Source organism: Streptomyces chilikensis, from assembly GCF_001642695.1.
Lineage (GTDB): Bacteria > Actinomycetota > Actinomycetes > Streptomycetales > Streptomycetaceae > Streptomyces > Streptomyces chilikensis.
Genome location: NZ_LWCC02000005.1, coordinates 2,262,472 through 2,281,477, shown reverse-complemented (window position 1 = coordinate 2,281,477; position 19,006 = coordinate 2,262,472). Strand labels below are relative to the sequence as shown.

The 19,006-nt window shown below is 74.2% G+C and carries 21 protein-coding genes and 3 tRNA genes; 6 read left to right on the top strand and 18 right to left on the bottom strand.

The annotated features are described in order from the left end of the window. Both A2U95_RS32005 and A2U95_RS10290 read right to left on the bottom strand, forming a co-directional pair. The coding region (locus tag A2U95_RS32005) for a PAS domain-containing protein (protein ID WP_206282854.1) at nt 1–1,902 on the bottom strand (1,902 nt) is incomplete at its 3' end. 198 nt (nt 1,903–2,100) lie between these two features. Continuing rightward, entirely contained in the window at nt 2,101–2,604 is a 504-nt protein-coding gene (locus tag A2U95_RS10290; protein WP_166021843.1) for an SSI family serine proteinase inhibitor, read from the bottom strand. Between the two features lie 212 nt (nt 2,605–2,816). Between A2U95_RS10290 and A2U95_RS10285 the strand changes: the two genes are divergently transcribed. Continuing rightward, a tRNA-Ser gene (locus A2U95_RS10285) sits at nt 2,817–2,907 on the top strand. A gap of 274 nt (nt 2,908–3,181) precedes the next feature. Next, nucleotides 3,182–3,254: transfer RNA gene (locus A2U95_RS10280), tRNA-Arg, on the top strand. Between the two features lie 154 nt (nt 3,255–3,408). Here the strand turns inward: A2U95_RS10280 and A2U95_RS10275 are convergent. Continuing rightward, nucleotides 3,409–3,759, bottom strand: a complete 351-nt coding sequence (locus tag A2U95_RS10275) for a hypothetical protein (protein WP_166021842.1) — start codon at nt 3,757–3,759, stop codon at nt 3,409–3,411. A gap of 117 nt (nt 3,760–3,876) precedes the next feature. Between A2U95_RS10275 and A2U95_RS10270 the strand changes: the two genes are divergently transcribed. Then, nucleotides 3,877–4,800: an NAD(P)-dependent oxidoreductase gene (locus tag A2U95_RS10270; protein WP_166021841.1), complete on the top strand. Its 924-nt coding sequence runs from the start codon at nt 3,877–3,879 to the stop codon at nt 4,798–4,800. After that, the gene (locus A2U95_RS10265) at nt 4,797–5,699 is read left to right on the top strand and encodes a DUF2797 domain-containing protein (protein WP_166025031.1); all 903 of its coding nucleotides are present in this window, start codon (nt 4,797–4,799) and stop codon (nt 5,697–5,699) included. The genes A2U95_RS10270 and A2U95_RS10265 overlap by 4 nt, the downstream gene beginning before the upstream one ends. A 204-nt stretch (nt 5,700–5,903) precedes the next feature. On the opposite strand, the gene A2U95_RS10260 is transcribed toward A2U95_RS10265, so the two are convergent. From A2U95_RS10260 to A2U95_RS10245, 4 genes are all read right to left on the bottom strand, one after another. Further along, nucleotides 5,904–6,377: a PPOX class F420-dependent oxidoreductase gene (locus tag A2U95_RS10260; RefSeq protein WP_166021840.1), complete on the bottom strand. Its 474-nt coding sequence runs from the start codon at nt 6,375–6,377 to the stop codon at nt 5,904–5,906. 90 nt (nt 6,378–6,467) lie between these two features. Further along, nucleotides 6,468–7,289: a YceI family protein gene (locus A2U95_RS10255; protein ID WP_166021839.1), complete on the bottom strand. Its 822-nt coding sequence runs from the start codon at nt 7,287–7,289 to the stop codon at nt 6,468–6,470. A gap of 142 nt (nt 7,290–7,431) precedes the next feature. Further along, nucleotides 7,432–9,840 (bottom strand): MFS transporter, encoded by a 2,409-nt coding sequence (locus tag A2U95_RS10250; protein ID WP_166025029.1) that lies wholly within the window; start codon nt 9,838–9,840, stop codon nt 7,432–7,434. Nucleotides 9,841–9,940: 100 nt separating this feature from the next. After that, nucleotides 9,941–10,402 carry a MarR family winged helix-turn-helix transcriptional regulator gene (locus A2U95_RS10245; RefSeq protein ID WP_166021838.1) on the bottom strand — a complete coding sequence of 154 codons (462 nt, stop codon included), beginning with the start codon at nt 10,400–10,402 and terminating at the stop codon, nt 9,941–9,943. A 296-nt stretch (nt 10,403–10,698) separates the two neighbouring features. Between A2U95_RS10245 and A2U95_RS10240 the strand changes: the two genes are divergently transcribed. Beyond that, nucleotides 10,699–10,893 (top strand): hypothetical protein, encoded by a 195-nt coding sequence (locus tag A2U95_RS10240; RefSeq protein ID WP_166021837.1) that lies wholly within the window; start codon nt 10,699–10,701, stop codon nt 10,891–10,893. Nucleotides 10,894–11,029: 136 nt separating this feature from the next. On the opposite strand, the gene A2U95_RS10235 is transcribed toward A2U95_RS10240, so the two are convergent. The 8 genes from A2U95_RS10235 to A2U95_RS10200 form a co-directional block, all read right to left on the bottom strand. Then, a complete protein-coding gene (locus A2U95_RS10235; protein ID WP_166021836.1) occupies nt 11,030–11,917 on the bottom strand; it encodes an RNA polymerase sigma factor SigF in 888 nt (295 codons plus the stop codon). 243 nt (nt 11,918–12,160) lie between these two features. Further along, a complete protein-coding gene (locus A2U95_RS10230; RefSeq protein WP_206282852.1) occupies nt 12,161–13,045 on the bottom strand; it encodes an RNA polymerase sigma factor SigF in 885 nt (294 codons plus the stop codon). Between the two features lie 177 nt (nt 13,046–13,222). Further along, nucleotides 13,223–13,516: a Dabb family protein gene (locus A2U95_RS10225; RefSeq protein ID WP_166021834.1), complete on the bottom strand. Its 294-nt coding sequence runs from the start codon at nt 13,514–13,516 to the stop codon at nt 13,223–13,225. Between the two features lie 40 nt (nt 13,517–13,556). After that, nucleotides 13,557–13,739, bottom strand: a complete 183-nt coding sequence (locus tag A2U95_RS10220) for a hypothetical protein (protein WP_166021833.1) — start codon at nt 13,737–13,739, stop codon at nt 13,557–13,559. A 481-nt stretch (nt 13,740–14,220) separates the two neighbouring features. Beyond that, nucleotides 14,221–14,305 (bottom strand) — tRNA-Ser (locus A2U95_RS10215). Nucleotides 14,306–14,382: 77 nt separating this feature from the next. Continuing rightward, nucleotides 14,383–14,814: a tRNA adenosine(34) deaminase TadA gene (gene tadA, locus A2U95_RS10210; protein WP_166025027.1), complete on the bottom strand. Its 432-nt coding sequence runs from the start codon at nt 14,812–14,814 to the stop codon at nt 14,383–14,385. Nucleotides 14,815–14,955: 141 nt separating this feature from the next. Further along, a complete protein-coding gene (locus A2U95_RS10205) occupies nt 14,956–15,507 on the bottom strand; it encodes a tRNA adenosine deaminase-associated protein (protein ID WP_166025025.1) in 552 nt (183 codons plus the stop codon). Between the two features lie 207 nt (nt 15,508–15,714). Further along, nucleotides 15,715–15,963, bottom strand: coding sequence for a hypothetical protein (locus A2U95_RS10200; RefSeq protein ID WP_240957268.1), 249 nt, complete (start codon nt 15,961–15,963; stop codon nt 15,715–15,717). Nucleotides 15,964–16,186: 223 nt separating this feature from the next. On the opposite strand from A2U95_RS10200, the gene upp reads away from it, so the two are divergent. Further along, on the top strand, nt 16,187–16,822 hold the full coding sequence (gene upp / locus A2U95_RS10195; RefSeq protein ID WP_166021832.1) for a uracil phosphoribosyltransferase: 636 nt from the start codon (nt 16,187–16,189) through the stop codon (nt 16,820–16,822). A gap of 115 nt (nt 16,823–16,937) precedes the next feature. Here upp and A2U95_RS10190 read toward each other — a convergent pair whose 3' ends face one another. From A2U95_RS10190 to A2U95_RS10180, 3 genes are all read right to left on the bottom strand, one after another. Next, complete coding sequence (locus tag A2U95_RS10190; protein WP_166025020.1) at nt 16,938–17,570, bottom strand: LytR C-terminal domain-containing protein; 633 nt, start codon at nt 17,568–17,570, stop codon at nt 16,938–16,940. Nucleotides 17,571–17,686: 116 nt separating this feature from the next. Further along, complete coding sequence (locus tag A2U95_RS10185; RefSeq protein ID WP_003949502.1) at nt 17,687–17,983, bottom strand: type II toxin-antitoxin system VapB family antitoxin; 297 nt, start codon at nt 17,981–17,983, stop codon at nt 17,687–17,689. Between the two features lie 177 nt (nt 17,984–18,160). Next, on the bottom strand, nt 18,161–18,745 hold the full coding sequence (locus A2U95_RS10180; protein WP_166021831.1) for an HhH-GPD-type base excision DNA repair protein: 585 nt from the start codon (nt 18,743–18,745) through the stop codon (nt 18,161–18,163). Nucleotides 18,746–19,006 lie beyond the last annotated feature (261 nt).

Genomic DNA, 19,006 nt, shown 5'->3' with positions numbered 1-19,006 from the left:
CCGCCGCCGCCCGGTGCCGTCGGCCGGAGCGGCCTCGGCAGCCGGTGCGCCGGGGGCCGGGGCCGCCTCCGGTGCCGCCGCGGGGGCCGGGGCCGGGACCTCGACGACCCCCGCGCCCGCCCCCAGCGGCACCTCCAGCACGAACGCGCTGCCGCTCATCCCCGGCACCTCGTGCGTCTGCAGCACGCCGCCGTGGGCGCGGACGACGCCCTGCACGATCGGCCCGTGGACCGGGTCCCCGCCGGAGTAGGGGCCGCGCACCTCGATGCGCACCACCTCGCCGCGCTGGGCGGCCGCCACGACCACCGTGTTGTCCATGTAACCGCCGGTGGAGACGGGCGCGTTGCCGGTCGCGTCCACCCCGGCGACGTCCGCCACCAGGTGCGCCAGCGCGGTGGCCAGGCGCTGCGGGTCCACCTCCGCCTCGATGGGCGGGGCGTGCACGGCGAACTGCACCCGGCCGGGGCCGATCAGTTCGACCGCGCCGTCGATGCCGGCCGCGACCACCGCGTCCAGCATGACCTTGGACCGGTCGAGCTCCTCGTGACCGGCGGCCAGCGACTGGTAGCCCAGCACGTTGTCGATCATCTGGGTGATCCGGGAGTAACCGGCCGACAGGTGGTGCAGCACCTGGTTGGCCTCCGGCCACAGCTGCCCGGCGTCGTCCGCCGCGAGGACGGACAGTTCACGGCGCAGCTCGTCCAGCGGGCCGCGCAGCGAGCGGCCGAGCAGCATCAGCAACTGTTCGTGCCGGGCCGCCAGTTCGTCGAAACGGGCCTTGTCCTGCTCGGCGAGCTCGGTGTGCCGCTCCTCGGCGGCCGCGTACCGCTCCGCCGCGGCGGCGGTGGCCTCCGCCGACTGCTCGGTGAGCCCGCGGACCTCCTCGGCGTGGGCCTCGGTGAGCTTGCGCAGCTCCTCGGCGTGCGCCTCGGTGAGCCCGCGGACCTCCTCGGCGTGCGCCTCGGTCAGCTCCTCCACCGCGCCGACGTGCTCCTGGCGGAGGGCGGTCAGCTCGGAGGCGTGCTCCTCGGAGAGCCTCTCCAGCTCCTCCTCGTGCCGCTTCTCGGCGTTCTCGCGCTCCTTGACCAGCTTGTCGAAGGGCCGGCGGTCGGTGAACGTCAGCACCGCGCCGACCAGCTGGTCGCCGTCGCGCACCGGGGCCGTGGTCAGGTCGACCGGCACCTTGTCACCGTTCTTGGACCACACCACCTGCCCGCGCACCCGGTGCTTGCGCCCGGAGCGCAGCGTGTCCGCGAGCGGGGACTCGTCGTACGGGAACGGGGTGCCGTCGGGGCGCGAGTGGAGCATCAGCTCGTGGAGGTCGCGGCCGCCGAGGTCGCTCGCGCGGTAGCCCAGGATCTGCGCGGCCGCCGGGTTGACCAGGACGATCCGGCCGTCGGTGTCGGTGCCCACCACGCCCTCGGCGGCGGCCCGCAGGATCATCTCCGTCTGCCGCTGCGAGCGGGCGAGTTCCGCCTCGGTGTCGACGGTCCCGGTGAGGTCGCGGACGACCAGCATCAGCAGTTCGTCGCCGGTGTAGGCGGGCGAGTGGCCGTCGTGGGCCTGTCCGCCGTTCTCCAGGTTGGCGCTGGTCACCTCGACCGGGAACTCGCTGCCGTCGGTGCGGCGGGCGATCATCCGGGTGGGCCTGGTCCGGGCGCCGGGGTGCAGCGCGTCGCCGGGCCGCCGCATCGAGCCGGGGATCAGCCGGGAGTCGAACTCCGGGAGCAGGTCGAGCAGTCCACGGCCCACCAGCGCGGTGCCCGGGGTCTCGAAGGCGTCCAGGGCGATGGTGTTGGCGTTGACGACGGTGCCGTTGGCGTTGACCAGGACCAGCGCGTCGGGAAGCGCGTCCAGTATGGCTGCGAGGCGAGCAGCGCCTCGGGATGGCCTGCTGCTCACGAGACGCATTCCTCCCTGTTACCGCACCGTGCTGACCGTGTGGGCCATCTTGCCAACCGGCCCGGCACGTGTCACGGGCAGAGTCTACGGGCACCGTGCCCCCCGGCGGCCCCGGATGAGAGGGAGGTCGCACGAGAGGTTGACGCGGAGTGCGGGGGAAGCGTGGAGCCCGCGCACCCGCGCCCGGGGTCCCGGCGGCTACCGCGCGGGCCGGATCCGCGGCAGGACCGGCACCATCGCGTCCCACCGCGCGGTGCGGCAGCCGTCCCGCCGGTCGTACGAGACGCGCACCCGGCGGCCGTCCCACCATCCGGTGATCCGCGCGGTGGCCGGGCCGCCGTCCACCATGGTGCAGAACGCCTGCGGGGAGGCCGGGGCGGCTCCGGCGAAGGGGTCGAGCGGGCCGGCGGGGGCGGGCCGGGCGGAACGGCTCAGTTCGTCGAGCCGGGCGCAGGCCGCCGCCGTGTCCGGGTGGTCGCCGCCGTGGGGGTGGCAGCGGAGCCGGAACGTCCCGTCCCGGCCCTCCCCGGCGTCCCGGACGGTGACCGTCAGCCGGTCCCGCAGTTCGTGGTCGCCGAGCGGCGACCCGGCCGCCGGGGCGACGGCCGCGGCGAGGGAGGCGAGGACGGCTGCCAGGCCGGTGGCGAGGGACGGGACGGACAGGGCGGACGGGGCGGCGGTGCGCGAGGTGACGTGAGGCATGCCCTGCCCAACGCGCAAAGGCGCCTCCCGGTAGCGGGTGCCGGGGCCGGGAGGCGCCGCGCCGCCGATTCGTCCCGCACGTTCCTCCGGCACGCGCAAAGCCCTTTGCCCTGCGGGCCGCGGGCCTAGTACCGTGGGGGCCAATTGGTGACACGGCGCTCGTCTGTGTCATCATCTGCACACACCGCTCGCGCTTGCGCGAGAGCTGTGCTGGAGGCGTCGCCTAGTCCGGTCTATGGCGCCGCACTGCTAATGCGGTTTGGGCCTTCAAGCCCATCGAGGGTTCAAATCCCTCCGCCTCCGCCCCGCTCGGGCCCCTGTTCCTGGAACAGGGGCCCGAGGTGTTTCCGGGGTCGCCGAGGTGTTTCCGGAGCCGTGGATCCGTCGCCCGCCGGCCTCGCCGGTCAGCCGGGGCTCCTGGCCGAGCGCCCGGGAGCGAGCGCGGGTGTTTCCGCGTTTTCGCAGGTCAGGCGGGGTGTGCCGAATGGATTTCACATGTCGGCGGCAGTCATGTAATGTTCTTCCTGTCGCCGGGACGGGCCGAAAGGAAACCGAAACGGAGACGACAACAGAACAAGCACTCGTAGCTTAACGGATAGAGCATCTGACTACGGATCAGAAGGTTGCAGGTTCGAATCCTGCCGAGTGCACACAGGTGAGAGGCCCCGGGAGATGATCCCGGGGCCTCTCGCGTTGCCCGTACGGCGGCGAAGTGCGGCAACCGGACCGGAGCGTCGGCCCGGTGCCGGGCCGGCGTGTCCGGCCGGCATGTCCGGCAGGGGTGTCCGGCCGGGCCGCGGACCGCTACCGCCGGGGACAGGGGATCTCCGGCAGCCAACCGGGCGCGTGGCACGCGGAGAACGACCACTTCCGGTCCGAGCGGGGGGCGTCCGTGCTGTCGGTGTAGACCTCGAGGCCGCCCCGCGGCGTGAGGCGGTGGTACCCGCGGACCGGGTCGCCCTCCACCGTGGGGTGGGCGACCGCCAGTTTCGCCCCATCGCCCCTCTCCAGGGCCCGGCGGAGGCAGCCGATCCCCCGCGCCGCGCGCGTCTCCATCCGCCTGCCCCGGGCCAGGCGCACCTCGCCGCAGGGGGAGAAGGGAGTTCTGGACTCCCAGCGGTCCCTGACCGGGCCGTCGTCCGCCAGGACGAGCACGGCCGGGCCGCCGAGGGCGAGGAGGGTCCCCGCGCGGCCGGGCCGGGCGGGGGCGGTCTCCGGGCCATAGTGGGGACGGGTATCGACGCAGAGGTCACCGCACAGGAAGCCGAGGTCATGACCGACACGCGCACCGTGGCCGTGCTGGGCACCGGGATCATGGGGGCCGCGATGGCCCGGAACATCGCCCGGGCCGGGCACCCGCTGAGAGTCTGGAACCGCAGCCGGGAGAAGGCCGAGCCGCTGGCCGCCGAGGGGGCGCGCGTCGCCGCGACGCCGGCCGAGGCGGTGGAGGGCGCCGATGTGGTGGTGACCATGCTGTACGACGGTCCGGCCGTGCTGGAGGTGATGCGGCGGGCCGCGCCGGCGCTGCGTCCCGGCACGGCGTGGGCACAGTCGACCACGGCGGGGCTCCAGGCGCTGCCGGAGCTCGCGGGCCTCGCCGAGGAGCACGGTCAGGTGTTCTTCGACGCCCCGGTGCTCGGCACCCGGCAGCCCGCCGAGGAGGGCACGCTGACCGTCCTCGCGGCGGGCCCGCCCGACCACCGGGAACTGGTGGCGCCGGTCTTCGACGCCGTGGGCGGGCGCACCGTCTGGGCCGGCGAGGACGGGGCCCGGGGCGACGCGACCCGGCTGAAGCTGGTGGCCAACAGCTGGGTGCTGGCCGTCACCGGCGCGGCCGGTGAGGCGCTGGCGCTGGCCAGGGGGCTGGGCGTCGAGCCGGAGGCGTTCCTGGACGTCATCGCGGGCGGCCCGCTCGACATGGGGTACCTGCGGGTGAAGGCCGGGCTCATCCTGGAGGACCGTCTCACGCCCGCCGCCTTCGCCGTGGAGACCGCCGCCAAGGACGCGCGGCTGATCGTGAGCGCGGGGGAGCGGCACGGGGTGCGGCTGGACGTCGCGGAGGCGAGCGCCGAGCGGTTCCGCCGCGCCGTGGAGCAGGGGCGGGGGCGGGAGGACATGGCCGCCGCGTACTGGGCCAGCTTCGACGACGGCGCGGCGCCGGCGGCGGACGGCGGGGACGGGGAGGGGGCGTCCTGACCGCGCGTGCCTGGCGGAGCGAGGGACTCCGCTGGACCGCCGAGGGCCCGCTGCTGCGATGGGCGGGCGGCCGGGAGAGCGCCCTGCCGAGGGGCAAGCGGGTGGTGCTGGCGGTGCCCGGCGACGCGGTCCGCCGGTGTGTCGGCGCCCGCGGCAACCCGTGCCCCGCGGCGGCCGGGGTTCCCGGCCGGTCGGCGTCGGCCCGCTGCGAGGAGTGCTCCCGGCTGGAGCGGGCCCACTCGGTGGCGGCCGACACCCGGGCCGACGATCCGCAGCCGTACCACGTGTACCTGGCGTGGTTCGGCCCCGGGATGACCAAGGTGGGCATCACCGCGGTGCGGCGCGGCCCGGCCCGGCTGCTGGAGCAGGGCGCGGTGGTGTTCACCTGGCTGGGGCGCGGCCCGCTGATGGCGGCCCGGCGGACCGAGGAGCTGCTGCGGGCGGCGTTGCGGGTGCCGGACCGGATCCCGTACGACGCGAAGCGGGCCGTGCGGGCCGTGCTGCCCGCGTCGCCCGGGGAGCGGGCCGCCGAGGTGGCCGCGTTGCACGCGCGGGCCTCGGAACTGGCCGGGTGGCCGGAGGCGTTGGAGCGGGAGCCGCCGGTGCCCGTGGACCACGCCGCGGTGTTCGGGCTGGACGGGTTGCCGGCCGCCAGGGGCACGGTGCGCGAACTCGTGCCGGGCGGGGCGGTGGAGGGGCGGCTGCTGGCCGCCGCCGGGCCGGACCTGCACCTGGACACCGGCCGGGGGGTGGTGGTGCTGGACACGCGGCTGCTGCCGGGGTGGCCGCTGACCGGTGCCGGGGGCGGTGCCGGCACCGGGGGCGACGGCGCGGGGGTGCCCCTGCCGTTGCGGACCCCGGCGCGGGGCGCGGCCACGGACCAGCCGGGACTGTTCTGAGCGGCCGGCGGCGCCGGCCCTCGTCCTCCCGGCGCGAGCTGCCCCCGACGTGCGCGCTGCCGACGCCCGGGGCGCCGCGGGCGGGGCCCCGGGCGTCGGCAGCGTCGTGGACGGGCACCCTTCAAGGGCGGGCGGGTCCGTGGGCGGACACCCCCGTGCGCGGGGGCCGGGCCCCGGCGCGCAGCCGCCCACGGGCCGCCGGCGTCAGTCCTGCTCGGCCAGCCGGGCCGGGAAGCCGCCCGTGGCGACCGGGCTCCAGCTGACCGGGGTGACGCGGATGAGGGACTTGCCCTGCTTGAGCATGGCGGCGCGGTACTCGTCCCAGTCCGGGTGCTCGCCCGCGATGTTCCGGTAGTACTCCACCAGCGGCTCCACCGAGTCCGGGGCGTCGATCACCTCGGCGGTGCCGTCGACCTGCACCCAGGGGCCGTTCCAGTCGTCGCTCAGGACGAGGACCGAGACCCGCTCGTCCCGCTTGGCGTTGCGGGTCTTGGCGCGCTCCGGGTAGGTGGAGATCACGATGCGGCCCGCGTCGTCGACACCGCAGGTCAGCGGCGAGCCCTGCGGGCCGCCGTCGGCGCGGCGGGTGAGCAGGATCGCGCGGTGGCGGGGGCGGACGAAGTCCAGCAGCTCCTCGAGGGAGACGGTGGTGTTGGTCGCGATGTTCTTCGGTGCCATGGTCCGTAGCCTAGGGGCCCGCCGGGGCCGCGGACGCGCTCCCGCGGCGGCGGGCGCCCCGCGGCACGCCGCCGCCGCGGGGCTGGCGCGTCAGACGGCCGGCAGCGCGGTTCCGCGCACCGCCTGGATGTCCAGCTCCACCCGGAGGGTGGTGCCGATGGCGGCGATGCCCGCCTGGACGATCTGGTTGTAGTTCATCGCGAAGTCGTCGCGCCGCATCTCCGCGGTGGCCCGGAAGGCGGCGCGGGTGCCGCCCCACGGGTCGGCGCCGGTGCCGAGGTAGCTGAGGTCCAGGTCGACCGGACGGGCCAGGCCGCGCATGGTCAGCTCACCGTGCACGGTCCAGCGGTCGGTGCCGGACGGGGTGAGGGCGTGGGACCGGTAGGTGATCTCCGGGTACTTCTCGACGGCGAGGAAGTCCTCGGAGCGCAGGTGCTCGTCGCGCGTCCGGTTGCCGGTGTCGATCGATCCGGCGCGGATCACCGCGTCCACCCGGGAGCGGGCGACGTCGTCGGGGGCGATCTCGACGGTGCCGGCGAACTCGGTGAACCGGCCGCGGACGCTGGAGATCCCCAGGTGCTGGGCGACCGCTCCGACCGTCGAGTGCGCCGGGTCGACGGTCCACGGGCCGGGCGGCGGGAGTTCCTCCCCGCCCTGGCGGGCGAGGGTGACGGTGCCGACCTCGGCGTGTCCGGTGGCGGTGACGAGGGCGCTGGCGGCCGCGGGGGCGTGGCCGACGGCGGTGACGACCACCGTGTAGGCGCCGGGGGCCAGGGCGGTCGTGTCCCGCACCGCGCCGTCGCCGTCGGCCTCGGCGCGCAGCACCTGGGAACCTCGGGCGTCGGTCAGCGTGACGACCGCGTGCGACACGGCCCATCCGTCCCGCGTCCGGACTCGTGCGGTCAAAGCCATCCCGTTTTCTCCCTGAAAAGGATTACAAATCGGTCGTGTGGAGACGGAAGCCGTCCGGGGCGCGGGTCTGTCTGCACAGGGTGGGGGAAAGGACCGGCCGGTGGCGGCCTCCCCGGGGGGACCCGCCACCGGCCGCGGCCGTCTATTCGCCGGGGTGGGCGAGTTCGACGGTGTGGTCCTCGACGTCCTGCCGGACGGTCAGCGTGGTGGCCACCGGCGGGTAGCCCGTGGCGATGACCGTGTAGTCGCCGCCGTCCAGGTCGGCGAAGGCGTACGCGCCGTCCTCGCCGGTGGTGGCGGTGGAGACCACGTTGCCGGCCGCGTCCAGGAGGGTGACCCGGGCGTCCGCCAGCGGGCCGTGCGGGGACCGCACGACGCCCTTGAGCCGCGAGCCCGCGTCCAGCGCCGCCTCCACCCGGGTGACCCCGGTGGTGGCGACCCGCACCGGCAGGGCGCTGGGCCGGTGACCGGCGGCGTTGACCGCGACGGTCACGTCGCCCGGGACCACCGCGCCGAAGGCGAACTCGCCGTGCGCGTCGGTGGCGCCGGTGGCGATCAGGTCGCCGCGCACGTCGGTGACGATCACCATGGCGTCCGGCACCGGCTCACCGGTGGCGGCGGAGCGGACCACGCCGGTCAGGCCGCTGGTGCCGCTGAGCAGGATGTCGTACGACAGCGGCTCGCCGTTCACCGTGACGGTGGAGGCCTGCGGCTGGAAGCCGTCGGCCGAGGCGATCAGCACGTACGAGCCGACGCCGGGGGCGTCCACCGCGTAGGCGCCGTCGGCCTGGGCGACGGCCCGGCCGAGCTGCCGGCCCTCCAGGGAGATCAGCGTCACCGCGGCGTGCGGCAGCGGGGCGCTGTCGGCGTCGCGGACGAAGCCGTGCACCGGGAGGCCGGTGCGCTCCGGGGCGGCGGTGGCGGCGACCGCACCGGCCGTGGTGGCGGCGACGGCTGCGGCGGACGGGGCGGCGTGCTTCGGACCGGTGGGGGCCGTGCCGGTGACCTCGGCCTGGCCGGGGGCGACCGCGGCGGAGGCCTCCTCCATCGCGGAGTGCGTCTTCAGCGGGACCTCCTTGATGAAGAGCGTCAGGAAGAACGCCAGCAGGGCGATCGGCGCGGAGATCAGGAAGATGTCGGCGATGCCGTGGCCGTAGGCGCTCTCCATCACCTCGCGCAGCGGGGCGGGCAGGGCGGAGACGTCCGGGATGGAGTCGCTCGCGTCGCCGGAGCCCATCGCCGCGGCGTACTTCGGCGGCAGGTCGGCCAGGCCGTCCTTGACGTAGTCGGTGACCCGGTTCGCCAGGACCGCGCCGAAGGCGGAGACGCCCACCGCGCCGCCCAGCGAGCGGAAGAAGTTGGCGACCGAGCTGGCCGCGCCGAGGTCGCCGGGGGCGACCTGGTTCTGCGCGGCGAGCAGCAGGTTCTGCATCATCATGCCGACGCCGACGCCCATGACCGCCATGAAGACGGCGACGTGCCAGTACGGCGTGTCGTGGCGGATGGTGCCCAGCAGGCCCAGGCCCGCGGCGAGCAGGAAGCCGCCGGCCACCAGCCAGCCCTTCCACCGGCCGGTGCGGGTGATCAGATTGCCGGAGACGGTGGAGGAGACGAACAGGCCACCGATCATCGGGATGGTCAGCACGCCGGACATGGTCGGCGACTCGCCCCGCGCCAGCTGGAAGTACTGGGCGAAGAAGATGGTGCCGGCGAACATGCCGATGCCCACGAAGAGCGAGGCGAGCGCGGAGAGCGTGACGGTGCGGTTGCGGAACAGCCGCAGCGGGATGATCGGCTCGGAGGCCTTCGACTCGACCAGCAGGAAGAGCAGGGTCAGGGCGACGGAACCGCCGACCATCGCGTAGGTCTGCCAGGAGATCCACTCGTACTTGTCACCGGCGAAGGTGACCCAGAGCAGGATCAGGCAGGTCGCGGCGGCGACCAGGGTGGCGCCCAGCCAGTCGACCTTCACCTTCCGCCTGACCGTCGGGACGTGCAGCGTCTTCTGCAGCACGATCAGGGCGACCACGGCGAACGGGATGCCCACGTAGAAGCACCAGCGCCAGCCGAGCGACTCGGTGTCGGTGATGACGCCGCCCAGCAGCGGACCGCCCACGGTTGCGACCGCGAACACCGCGCCGAGGTACCCCGCGTACTTCCCGCGTTCCCGCGGGGAAATGATCGAGGCCAGGATGACCTGGGACAGCGCCGCGAGACCGCCGCCGCCGATGCCCTGGAAGACGCGGAAGGCGATCAGCGTCTCCGGGTTCTGCGAGAAGCCCGCGCCCGCCGAGGCGACGACGAAGAGGACCAGGGCTATCTGGATCAGCAGCTTCTTGTTGTAGAGGTCGGCGAGCTTGCCCCACAGCGGGGTGGACGCCGTCATCGCCAGCAGCGAGGAGGTGACCACCCAGGTGTAGGCGGACTGGCCGCCGCCCAGGTCGGCGATGATCCGCGGCATCGCGTTGCCCACGATGGTGGAGGAGATCATCGCCACGAACATGCCGAGCATGAGGCCCGACAGGGCCTCCAGGATCTGCCGGTGCGTCATCTGGACGCCGCCGGAGGTCCCTCCCCCGTGCTCGGCGCTGGCCCGCACACCGGCTGGTGTGGTGGTTGCCATACGTTTCCTTCGTCTACTGGGTGGTCGTCTACTGGGTGTCCTGCGTGGTGGTGCCGGTGCGACGGCAGTCGCCGAAGCTCTGCCGGAAGCGCGTCATCAGCTCGGTGAGCCGGGTGACGTCCTCGTCGCTCCAGTCCTCGAGCCACTCGGAGAGCAACGCGGTCGAACGGCGGGACAGGTCCGCGATCTGGTCGTGGCCGGCCCCGGTGAGGCGCAGCAGGCGCGACCGCTTGTCGTCCGGGTCGGGCAGCCGCTCGACCCAGCCGCGGCCGGCGACGTGCGACACGTGCCGGCTGCACACGGAGATGTCCACCGCGAGCAGTTCGGCCAGCCGGCTCAGGCGCATGTCCCCGTGCCGCTCCAGGAGGGTCAGCACGGCGGCGGACCCGGGCGGGCACTCGGGAGGCAGTCGCCGTCCCAGTTCCCGTTTGACCGCGCCGACGGCGCTGAGCTGCCTCAGCAGCTCCTCGAACTGCGCCTGCCTGGGCATCCGGCCTCCCGGGGACCTTGCCGATTTCGTTGCGTAAGGCAACCGTAGAAGTAGTTGGTTGCAGTAGGCAAATGAAATCGGTGTTGTCTACATCAAAACTTGGCAAAGGCAAGTATTGGCAAAAGTGAAGGTTCGGTAAGAGCGCAGGTCACGGCGGGGAACGGGCGGGCGCGCACGGCTTCGGGCCGGTCCGGCCGCGCGCGCGGCCCCGCTCGCGGTCCGGCCGGGAGCCGGGACGGGACCGGTTCCGGCCGGCACTTGGGTGACGCGCCCGCCATTCGCTAGGGTCGTGGACCATGGCTAACACCCAGGGCCCCCAGGGCAATTACGACCCGGCCGGCAGCACTCAGATGTTCCGCGCGTTCGTCGACGAGGCGCCGCAGGCGCGCCAGCAGCAGGCGGCTCCCGCGGGACCCCGGATCGGCATGATCCTCGGCGTCGTCGCCGCCGTGGTGGTCGTCGCCGCGGTGGCGTGGCTGGCGCTCGCCTAGACGCGGACGGAGCCCCGGGCGTCGCCCCGGGGACGGCACGCACGACGGACGAGCAGGCCGCCGGCCCCCTCACGGGGGACCGGCGGCCTGCTCGTCTTCTCGTCGGCGTCGTCGGCCCGGGCGCACCCGGGGTGGATCAGTCCGCGATCAGGCCCTCCCGCAGCTGCGCCAGCGTGCGGGTCAGCAGCCGGGAGACGTGCATCTGGGAGATGCCGACCTCCTCGCCGATCTGCGACTGGGTCATGTTGGCGAAGAAGCGCAGCGTGATGATCCGGCGCTCCCGCGGGGGCAGCTTGGCCAGCAGCGGCTTCAGCGACTCGCGGTACTCCACGCCCTCCAGCGCGGTGTCCTCGTAGCCGAGGCGGTCGGCCAGCGAGCCCTCGCCGCCGTCGTCCTCCGGGGCCGGGGAGTCCAGCGAGGAGGCGGTGTAGGCGTTGCCCACCGCGAGGCCGTCGACCACGTCCTCCTCGGAGACGCCGAGGACCGCGGCGAGCTCGGAGACGGTGGGCGAGCGGTCCAGCTTCTGGGAGAGCTCGTCGCCGGCCTTGGTGAGCGCCAGGCGCAGCTCCTGGAGGCGGCGGGGCACCCGCACCGACCAGGACGTGTCGCGGAAGAAGCGCTTGATCTCGCCCACGACCGTCGGCATCGCGAAGGTCGGGAACTCCACGCCGCGCTCGCAGTCGAACCGGTCGATCGCCTTGATCAGGCCGATGGTGCCGACCTGGACGATGTCCTCCATCGGTTCGTTGCGGCTGCGGAAGCGGGCCGCCGCGTACCGCACGAGGGGGAGGTTCAGCTCGATCAGGGTGTCCCGGACGTAGGCGCGCTCCGGGCTGTTGGCGTCGAGCGAGGCGAGCCGCAGGAAGAGGGAACGGGACAGCGTGCGGGTGTCGATGGCGGCCGGGGCGGCGGCGGGCGCCGGGACCGGTGCTTCGTCGAGGCCCGGGACATGGTCGAGCGAGTCGGGCGCGGACGCGCTCTTCGTGAGCGTGAGCACCTTCGAGCTGCCCTGGTCTGCGGACATGCCACCCCCTTTTGGGTCGCGGACGGTCGCGGCCGACGCCCCGTCGGGGAGCGCAGCCTTCACCTGAATACCGGAGCCTGGGTCCCGGCAAACACGCTTCCCGAAGAATGTCACAAGTCGGCAACGCGCCGTAGTGACTTGTCGACATGGATACGGTGAATCGGCGCAGCACAGAGGTCATGTGACGTCACGTCAGGGCTCACCGGCGCAAAGGGGGGCGCACCGTCGAATCCCCCGGGAGGGTTATGCCTCGATCCTGTTTGCGGACCTCAGCCGTTGGAAGGATCGGGCGAGCAACCGGGAGACGTGCATCTGGGAGACCCCCAGCTCGGCGCTGATCTGCGACTGCGTGAGGTTGTTGTAGTAGCGCAGCAGCAGGATGCGCTGTTCCCGCTCCGGCAGCTGGACCAGCAGGTGGCGGACCAGGTCGCGGTGCTCGACGCCGTCCAGCGCGGGGTCCTCGTAGCCGAGCCGGTCCAGCAGGCCGGGCATCCCGTCGCCCTCCTGGGCGGCCTCCAGGGAGGTGGCGTGGTACGAGCGGCCGGCCTCGATGCAGGTGAGGACCTCCTCCTCGGAGATCCGCAGGCGCTCGGCGATCTCGGAGGTGGTCGGCGAGCGGCCGAAGGCGGTGGTGAGGTCCTCGGTGGCGGTGTTCACCTGCACCCACAGCTCGTGCAGGCGGCGCGGGACGTGCACGGTGCGGACGTTGTCCCGGAAGTAGCGCTTGATCTCGCCGACGACCGTGGGCATGGCGAAGGTGGGGAACTGGACGCCGCGGTCGGGGTCGAAGCGGTCGATGGCGTTGATCAGGCCGATGGTGCCGACCTGGACCACGTCCTCCATCGGCTCGTTGCGGCTGCGGAAGCGGGCGGCGGCGTAGCGGACCAGGGGGAGGTTGGCCTCGATCAGCGCGCCGCGCACGCGGTCGTGCTCGGGGGTGCCCGGCTGCAGCCGCTTCAGCTGCCCGAAGAGCACCTGCGTCAGGGCCCTGGTGTCCGCGCCCCGGGTGCCGCGGCCGCGCTCGGCGGCCGCGGGCTGTTCGGTGCTCTCGGTGCGTGGGGCGGGTTCCTGGGAGGGCACGGGAGGCGCAGTACTGGCCGGCACGGTCAACTCCACCTCGTCATCCATCAACACATCCGTCAAAAGCGGTCATAGCATCACAAGACAGAACAAGGGGCGCAAGCACCGCACCCCCTGCCGTGTTGGCGGGCGTGGCGGCCTCCCGGGGCTCCGGGATGCCTTCCCGGAGCGCGGAAAAGGCCCCCGCCCAGGTCGGCGAGGGGCCCCGAAAGCGATCCGTAACGGTCAGAATTCGTAGTCGGCGATCACCCAGGTGGCGAACTCGCGCCACAGGGCGACGCCGGCCTGGTGCTCCGGGTGCTCGATGTAGGCGCGCAGCGCCTCGGCGTCCTCCACCGCGGAGTTGATGGCGAAGTCGTAGGCGATGGGGCGGTCGCTGACGTTCCAGCCGCACTCCCAGAAGCGCAGCTCCGGGATCTTCTCCCCGAGCGCGGCGAAGACGCGCGCCCCCTCGACGGCCCGCGGGTCGTCGCGCTCGACCCCGTCGTGCAGCTTGAAGAGGACCAGGTGGCGGATCACGTGAGCTCCCGGAGCACGGGGGCCGCGAGGCGCTTCGCCGTCAGCCGCTGTCGCCGCCCCGCGCGACCCAGGTCATGAAGTCGCCGACGGCGGAGGCGGCCGCGGAGATGCCCTCGAAGCCCAGTTCGACATAACCGGCAGCGGTGTGGGGATCGGTGATGATCACGTAGAGCGCGAACACCACGACGATGCCCAGACCTATCGTCTTCGCGTTCGCCGCCATCGCGGTGCCTCCCCCGTGCCGCCGCCCGATCTGCTGCCGCGGGGGAGTCTAGCCGTGCCTTCCCGCGACGGCACACCGTGCTCGCCGCCCCTTGCGCCGCCGCGCGGAGGCACGGTCCGCGCACGACGCGTCCCGGCTGACCCCGCGTCACGTTCCGCCACCGGACCGGTGCCTTGCGCGAGAGGGGAGGCGCGGGCCCCGCCCGGCTCCCGCGCGGATGCCGGGCGGGGAGGACGGGCGACGGCGGAACGGCACGCCGGCACGGGACCGGGCCGGCTTCCGGCCGTGCCGGACCGGGGGCGGGAGGCGCTCCGCGCCGAAGCCGTACCCGCCGCGGGCGGCCCCGCCGGAGACCGGACCCCGGCCGCCGTGCCGCCGCCGAGCGGTTCGTGCGGGCGGCCCCGCTTCCCCGCGACGGTGAGGACGCCGGACCGCCGTTGACGCACGAAGGGCCCCGCCTCACGGCGGGGCCCTTCTTCAGCGGTAGCGGAGGGATTTGAACCCTCGGTGACTTGCGCCACACTCGCTTTCGAGGCGAGCTCCTTCGGCCGCTCGGACACGCTACCGAGGGAGACTTTACAGCACCGCGGGCGCTGGCAGAAATCCGTTCCGGCGGCGGCGTCCGCGGGCGCTCAGCGGGCGCTCAGCGGGCGCGGAAGAAGTCCGTGAGCAGGCGCGCGCAGTCGTCGGCGAGGACGCCCCCGATCACCTCGGGGCGGTGGTTGAGGCGGCGGTCGCGGACCAGGTCCCACAGGGAACCGGCGGCGCCGGCCTTCTCGTCGCGGGCGCCGTAGACGACGCGGTCCACGCGGGACTGCACCAGCGCCCCCGCGCACATCACGCACGGCTCCAGGGTCACCACCAGCGTGCAGCCGGGCAGGCGCCACTCACCCCGCGCGGCGGCGGCGCGGCGCAGCGCCAGCACCTCGGCGTGGGCGGTGGGGTCGCCGGTGGCCTCGCGTTCGTTGTGGCCGGCGGACAGCACCGTGACGCCGTCGGGGGCGAGCACGACGGCGCCCACCGGGACGTCGCCCCCCGGCAGCGCGGCACGCGCCTGGTCCAGGGCGAGGCCCATGACGGACCCCCAGGGGCCCCGCACGGGGTCGTCGCCGGGGTCGCCGGCAGGGGCGCCGGCGGGGCCGGGGGAGCCGGTACGGTTCCGCCCCGCACCCGGGAGGGGGCGCGGGGCGGTGGGGTCGGTGGTCACACGGGGACGTTAGCGGACCGTCTCCAGGACCTCGGAGGCGCCGACCGCCTCGGCGATGGTGCTCAGGGCGTCGTTCGCCTCGAGGGAGCGGAGCTCCTTCTCGCTGACGCCGAGGTCCTGCAGGACCTCCCCGTCACCGACCGGCCCGTGCGGCACGGGGCCGCCGGCGCCGGTCACGCCGTCGTCGTCGGAATCGTCGGTCATCAGGTCCTGCGGCTCCCCGTCCTCGGTGCCGTCCAGGTCCAGCGCGTCCAGGTCGGTGGTGTCGTCCTCCTCCGGCTCGAGGCCGAGCACGTCGTCGGTGAGCAGGATCTCGCCGTACGAGCTGCGACGGGCGGCCGCGGCGTCGGACACGTAGATGCGAGGGTCGTCCTCGCCGTCCACGCGCACCACGCCGAACCAGGCGTCCTCCTGCTCGATCAGCACCAGAACCGTGTCGTCGTCGGTCGAGGCTTCGCGGGCCAGATCGGCCAGGTCCGCCAGGGTCTCCACATCGTCGAGCTCCGTGTCGCTCGCTTCCCACCCGTCTTCGGTGCGCGCGAGCAGTGCGGCGAAGTACACCGTGACTCTCCCACTGGTCATAGGTGTGCCGGTTGGGGGTCCCCCCGGCGGGGTCACGGGCGGGATTCGAGGTGTCCGAGGTTCCCGCCCACTCGGAATCGTGGCAGAAACCTCGCTCGTAGGGGATGTCTTCGGCTCCCTGTGTCTGGCTGTTTCGATCGTGACGGGCCCCGGAGCCCTTCGCGCGCCCGGCGCGTCGCGGTGCGCCTACCAGCGGAAGGTGCGCATGCGCATGGCGTGGCGCAGGCGCGCCGCCTTGGCGCGGCGCGGCTGTACGCGGGCGCGGAGCTCGCGGGCCTCGGCCAGGTCGCGCAGGAACTGGGCCCGGCGGCGGCGCCGCTCCTCGTCCGTCTCCGGAGGCCTGACCGGACGCGGCGGGGGAGGCGGCTCGGCGCCGCGGCCGCGCGCCGTTCCGGGCGCGGCCAGGGGCAGGGGCGGGGGCGGGGGCTCCTCCACCTGGGGCCTGCGCGTCCGCCCGTCGGACGGCTGACGTCGTGCCGCCCGCTCTCGGGAACTGCGGCGGTCGGGCACAGCATCACCACCCCGGTCCGGTCCGTTCGTGTTCCTTCCGCCTTCCCTCGGACGGTGGATTCGATGCCGCCCGGATGTCGCGGCGGGCCGGCGGCGGGGACCTGACGGCCTGGTGAGCGGGGCTTCCGGGCCCGGTTACTGTGGAGCAATGCGTCTCCACGTCGTCGACCACCCGCTGGTCGCCCACAAGCTCTCGACCCTGCGCGACCGGCGCACCGATTCCGCGACCTTCCGTCGGCTCGCCGACGAGCTCGTCACCCTGCTGGCCTACGAGGCCACCCGTGACGTGCGCACCGAGCAGGTCGAGATCGAGACCCCGGTGGCCACCACCACCGGTACCCGGCTGTCCCACCCGCGCCCGCTGGTGGTGCCGATCCTGCGGGCCGGCCTGGGCATGCTGGACGGCATGGTCCGCCTGCTGCCGACCGCCGAGGTGGGCTTCCTCGGCATGGTGCGCAACGAGGAGACGCTCACCGCGTCCACCTACGCCACCCGGATGCCGGAGGACCTCTCCGGGCGTCAGGTGTACGTCCTGGACCCGATGCTGGCCACTGGCGGCACGCTGGTCGCGGCCATCCGTGAGCTGATCGAGCGCGGCGCCGACGACGTGACGGCCGTGGTGCTGCTGGCCGCGCCGGAGGGCGTGGAGGTCATGGAGCGCGAGCTGGCGGACGTGCCGGTCACCGTGGTCACCGCCTCGGTCGACGAGCGGCTCAACGAGAACGGATACATCGTCCCGGGCCTCGGCGACGCGGGCGACCGCATGTACGGCTCGGCGGAGTAACGCCCGTCCGCGCGGCGGACGTGACGGCCTCGCCCTCCGCGGCGGACCCCGGCCCGGGCCGGTCCGCCCCGGAGGGCGAGGCCGTCCGGGGCCCGGTGGGGCACGGGAGGCCGGCTCAGCAGCCCTTCCCGGTGGCCTTCGGGTCGGGCGCGGGCGCGGTCAGGGCGGTGAGCGCCTTGTCGGCGTCGACCGGCGTGGACAGGTCCTCGAAGGCGTCGCCGATGATCAGGTCGACGACCGGGGTCTTCGCCTTCTCGTCCGGTTTCCGCGCGGCGTCCGGCCGGGCCTCGGCCCCCGCGAGCTGGGTCCCCAGCACCGGCAGCACGGTGTCGGCGGTGTCCGGCGTGCCGAGCAGCAGCCCGGCGCCCTTCACCTTCTTGTCGTACTCCTCGGGCGCGTTGCCCACCTCGCCGATCCGGAAGCCGCGCTTCTGCAGCTCGTCGGCGGTCTTCTTGGCCAGCCCACCGCGGGTGGTGGCGTTGAGCACGTTGACGGTGATGCCGTCGGGCCGGGGGTAGACCTTGGCGGGTGCCGGCGACGGGCTCGGGCGCGCGGCGCACTCCGCCCTCGCGCCGGCCGCCGACGCCTCGCCGCCGCCGGTGAAGATGTCGATGAGCTGCAGCGTGCCCCAGCCGAGCACGCCGAGCAGGGCGACGGGGAGCGCGGTCAGCGCGACGATCCTGCCGCGCCTCCTGGGCCGTCGCATGCGGGGGTAGGTCTTCCCCGTGACGCGGTACCGGCCGCCCATGCCGGGTGGGGTCAGCATGCTCATGAGCGCAGCGTAGTGCGCCAGGCCGATGATGCCTACAAGACGATCATCATCCTGGTAGGAGTCAACCCGAAAGGGGCAACGCGCTCCGCCGGTCAGTCCAGTTCGAGCACGCGGGCGTGCAGGACCTGGCGCTGCTGGAGCGCGGCGCGGACCGCGCGGTGGAGGCCGTCCTCCAGGTAGAGGTCGCCCCGCCACTTCACGACGTGCGCGAAGAGGTCCCCGTAGAAGGTGGAGTCCTCGGCGAGCAGGGTCTCCAGGTCGAGCTGGCCCTTGGTCGTCACGAGCTGATCGAGGCGGACCGGGCGCGGTGCGACGTCCGCCCACTGCCGGGTGCTTTCCCGGCCGTGATCGGGGTACGGCCGGCCGTTTCCGATGCGCTTGAAGATCACACGGAAAGCCTACCGGGAGTGGCGTCCTCGGCGCAGCCACTGATGACTAACCGCGGTCCCGGGCCCGCGCGGGCCTTCCGGCTCCCTCCCCGCGTCCTGCCGCCGCGCGGGCACGCCCGCCACGGTGGGGCGGTGGCACGCCCGCGCGGCGGCGGTGCGGGCGGCCTCGGGCGGGGGCTACCTGGCCTTCGCCGCCTTCGCGGCCTTTGTCTCCTGCTTGTGCGCGCGCACCTTCACCAGGGAGTCCGGCCCCGTGATGTCCGCCACCGAGCGGAAGGAGCCCTCCTCCCCGTACGGGCCCGCCGCCTCGCGCCACCCGTGGGGGCGGACGCCCAGCTGCTTGCCGAGCAGGGCCAGGAAGATCTGCGCCTTCTGCGCGCCGAACCCCGGCAGGGCCTTCAGCCGCTTCAGCAGTTCCCGGCCGTCCGCGACGTCCCGCCAGACGTCCTCGGCGTCGCCGTCGTGGTGCTCCACCAGGTACTGGCAGAGCTGCTGGACGCGCCCGGCCATCGAGCCGGGGTAGCGGTGCACGGCGGGCTTCTCCGAGAGCAGCGCCGCGAACGCCTCGGGGTCGTGCGCGGCGATGTCGTGGGCGTCCAGGTCCTCCGCGCCCATCCGGTCGGCGATGGTGCGGGGGCCCTTGAACGCCCACTCCATCGGCACCTGCTGGTCGAGCAGCATGCCGACCAGGGCGGCGAGCGGGCTGCGGCCGAGCAGTGCGTCGGCCGCGGGGTCCTGGGCGAGGCGGAGGGTGACGTCCATGCCGACGATGATCCCGCGAGCCGGACCTCCGCCTCCCCCCGGCCCCCGGTCACGCCGTCCGGTCCGCCCTCACCGGCCGCGCTTCCCGGCCGCGCTCACCTGTCGCGCGCGCCGGGCCCGGCCCGCCGGCCCCGCCCGCGTCCGTGACCGGGGGCGCCTAGGACCGTTCGACGGGGTCGGCCTCGAGCCGCTCCGCCGAGGGGGCGTCCGGGGCGGCGCTTCCCGCCGCGGCCCCGGTGCCCGCCGCGGCCCCGGTGCCCG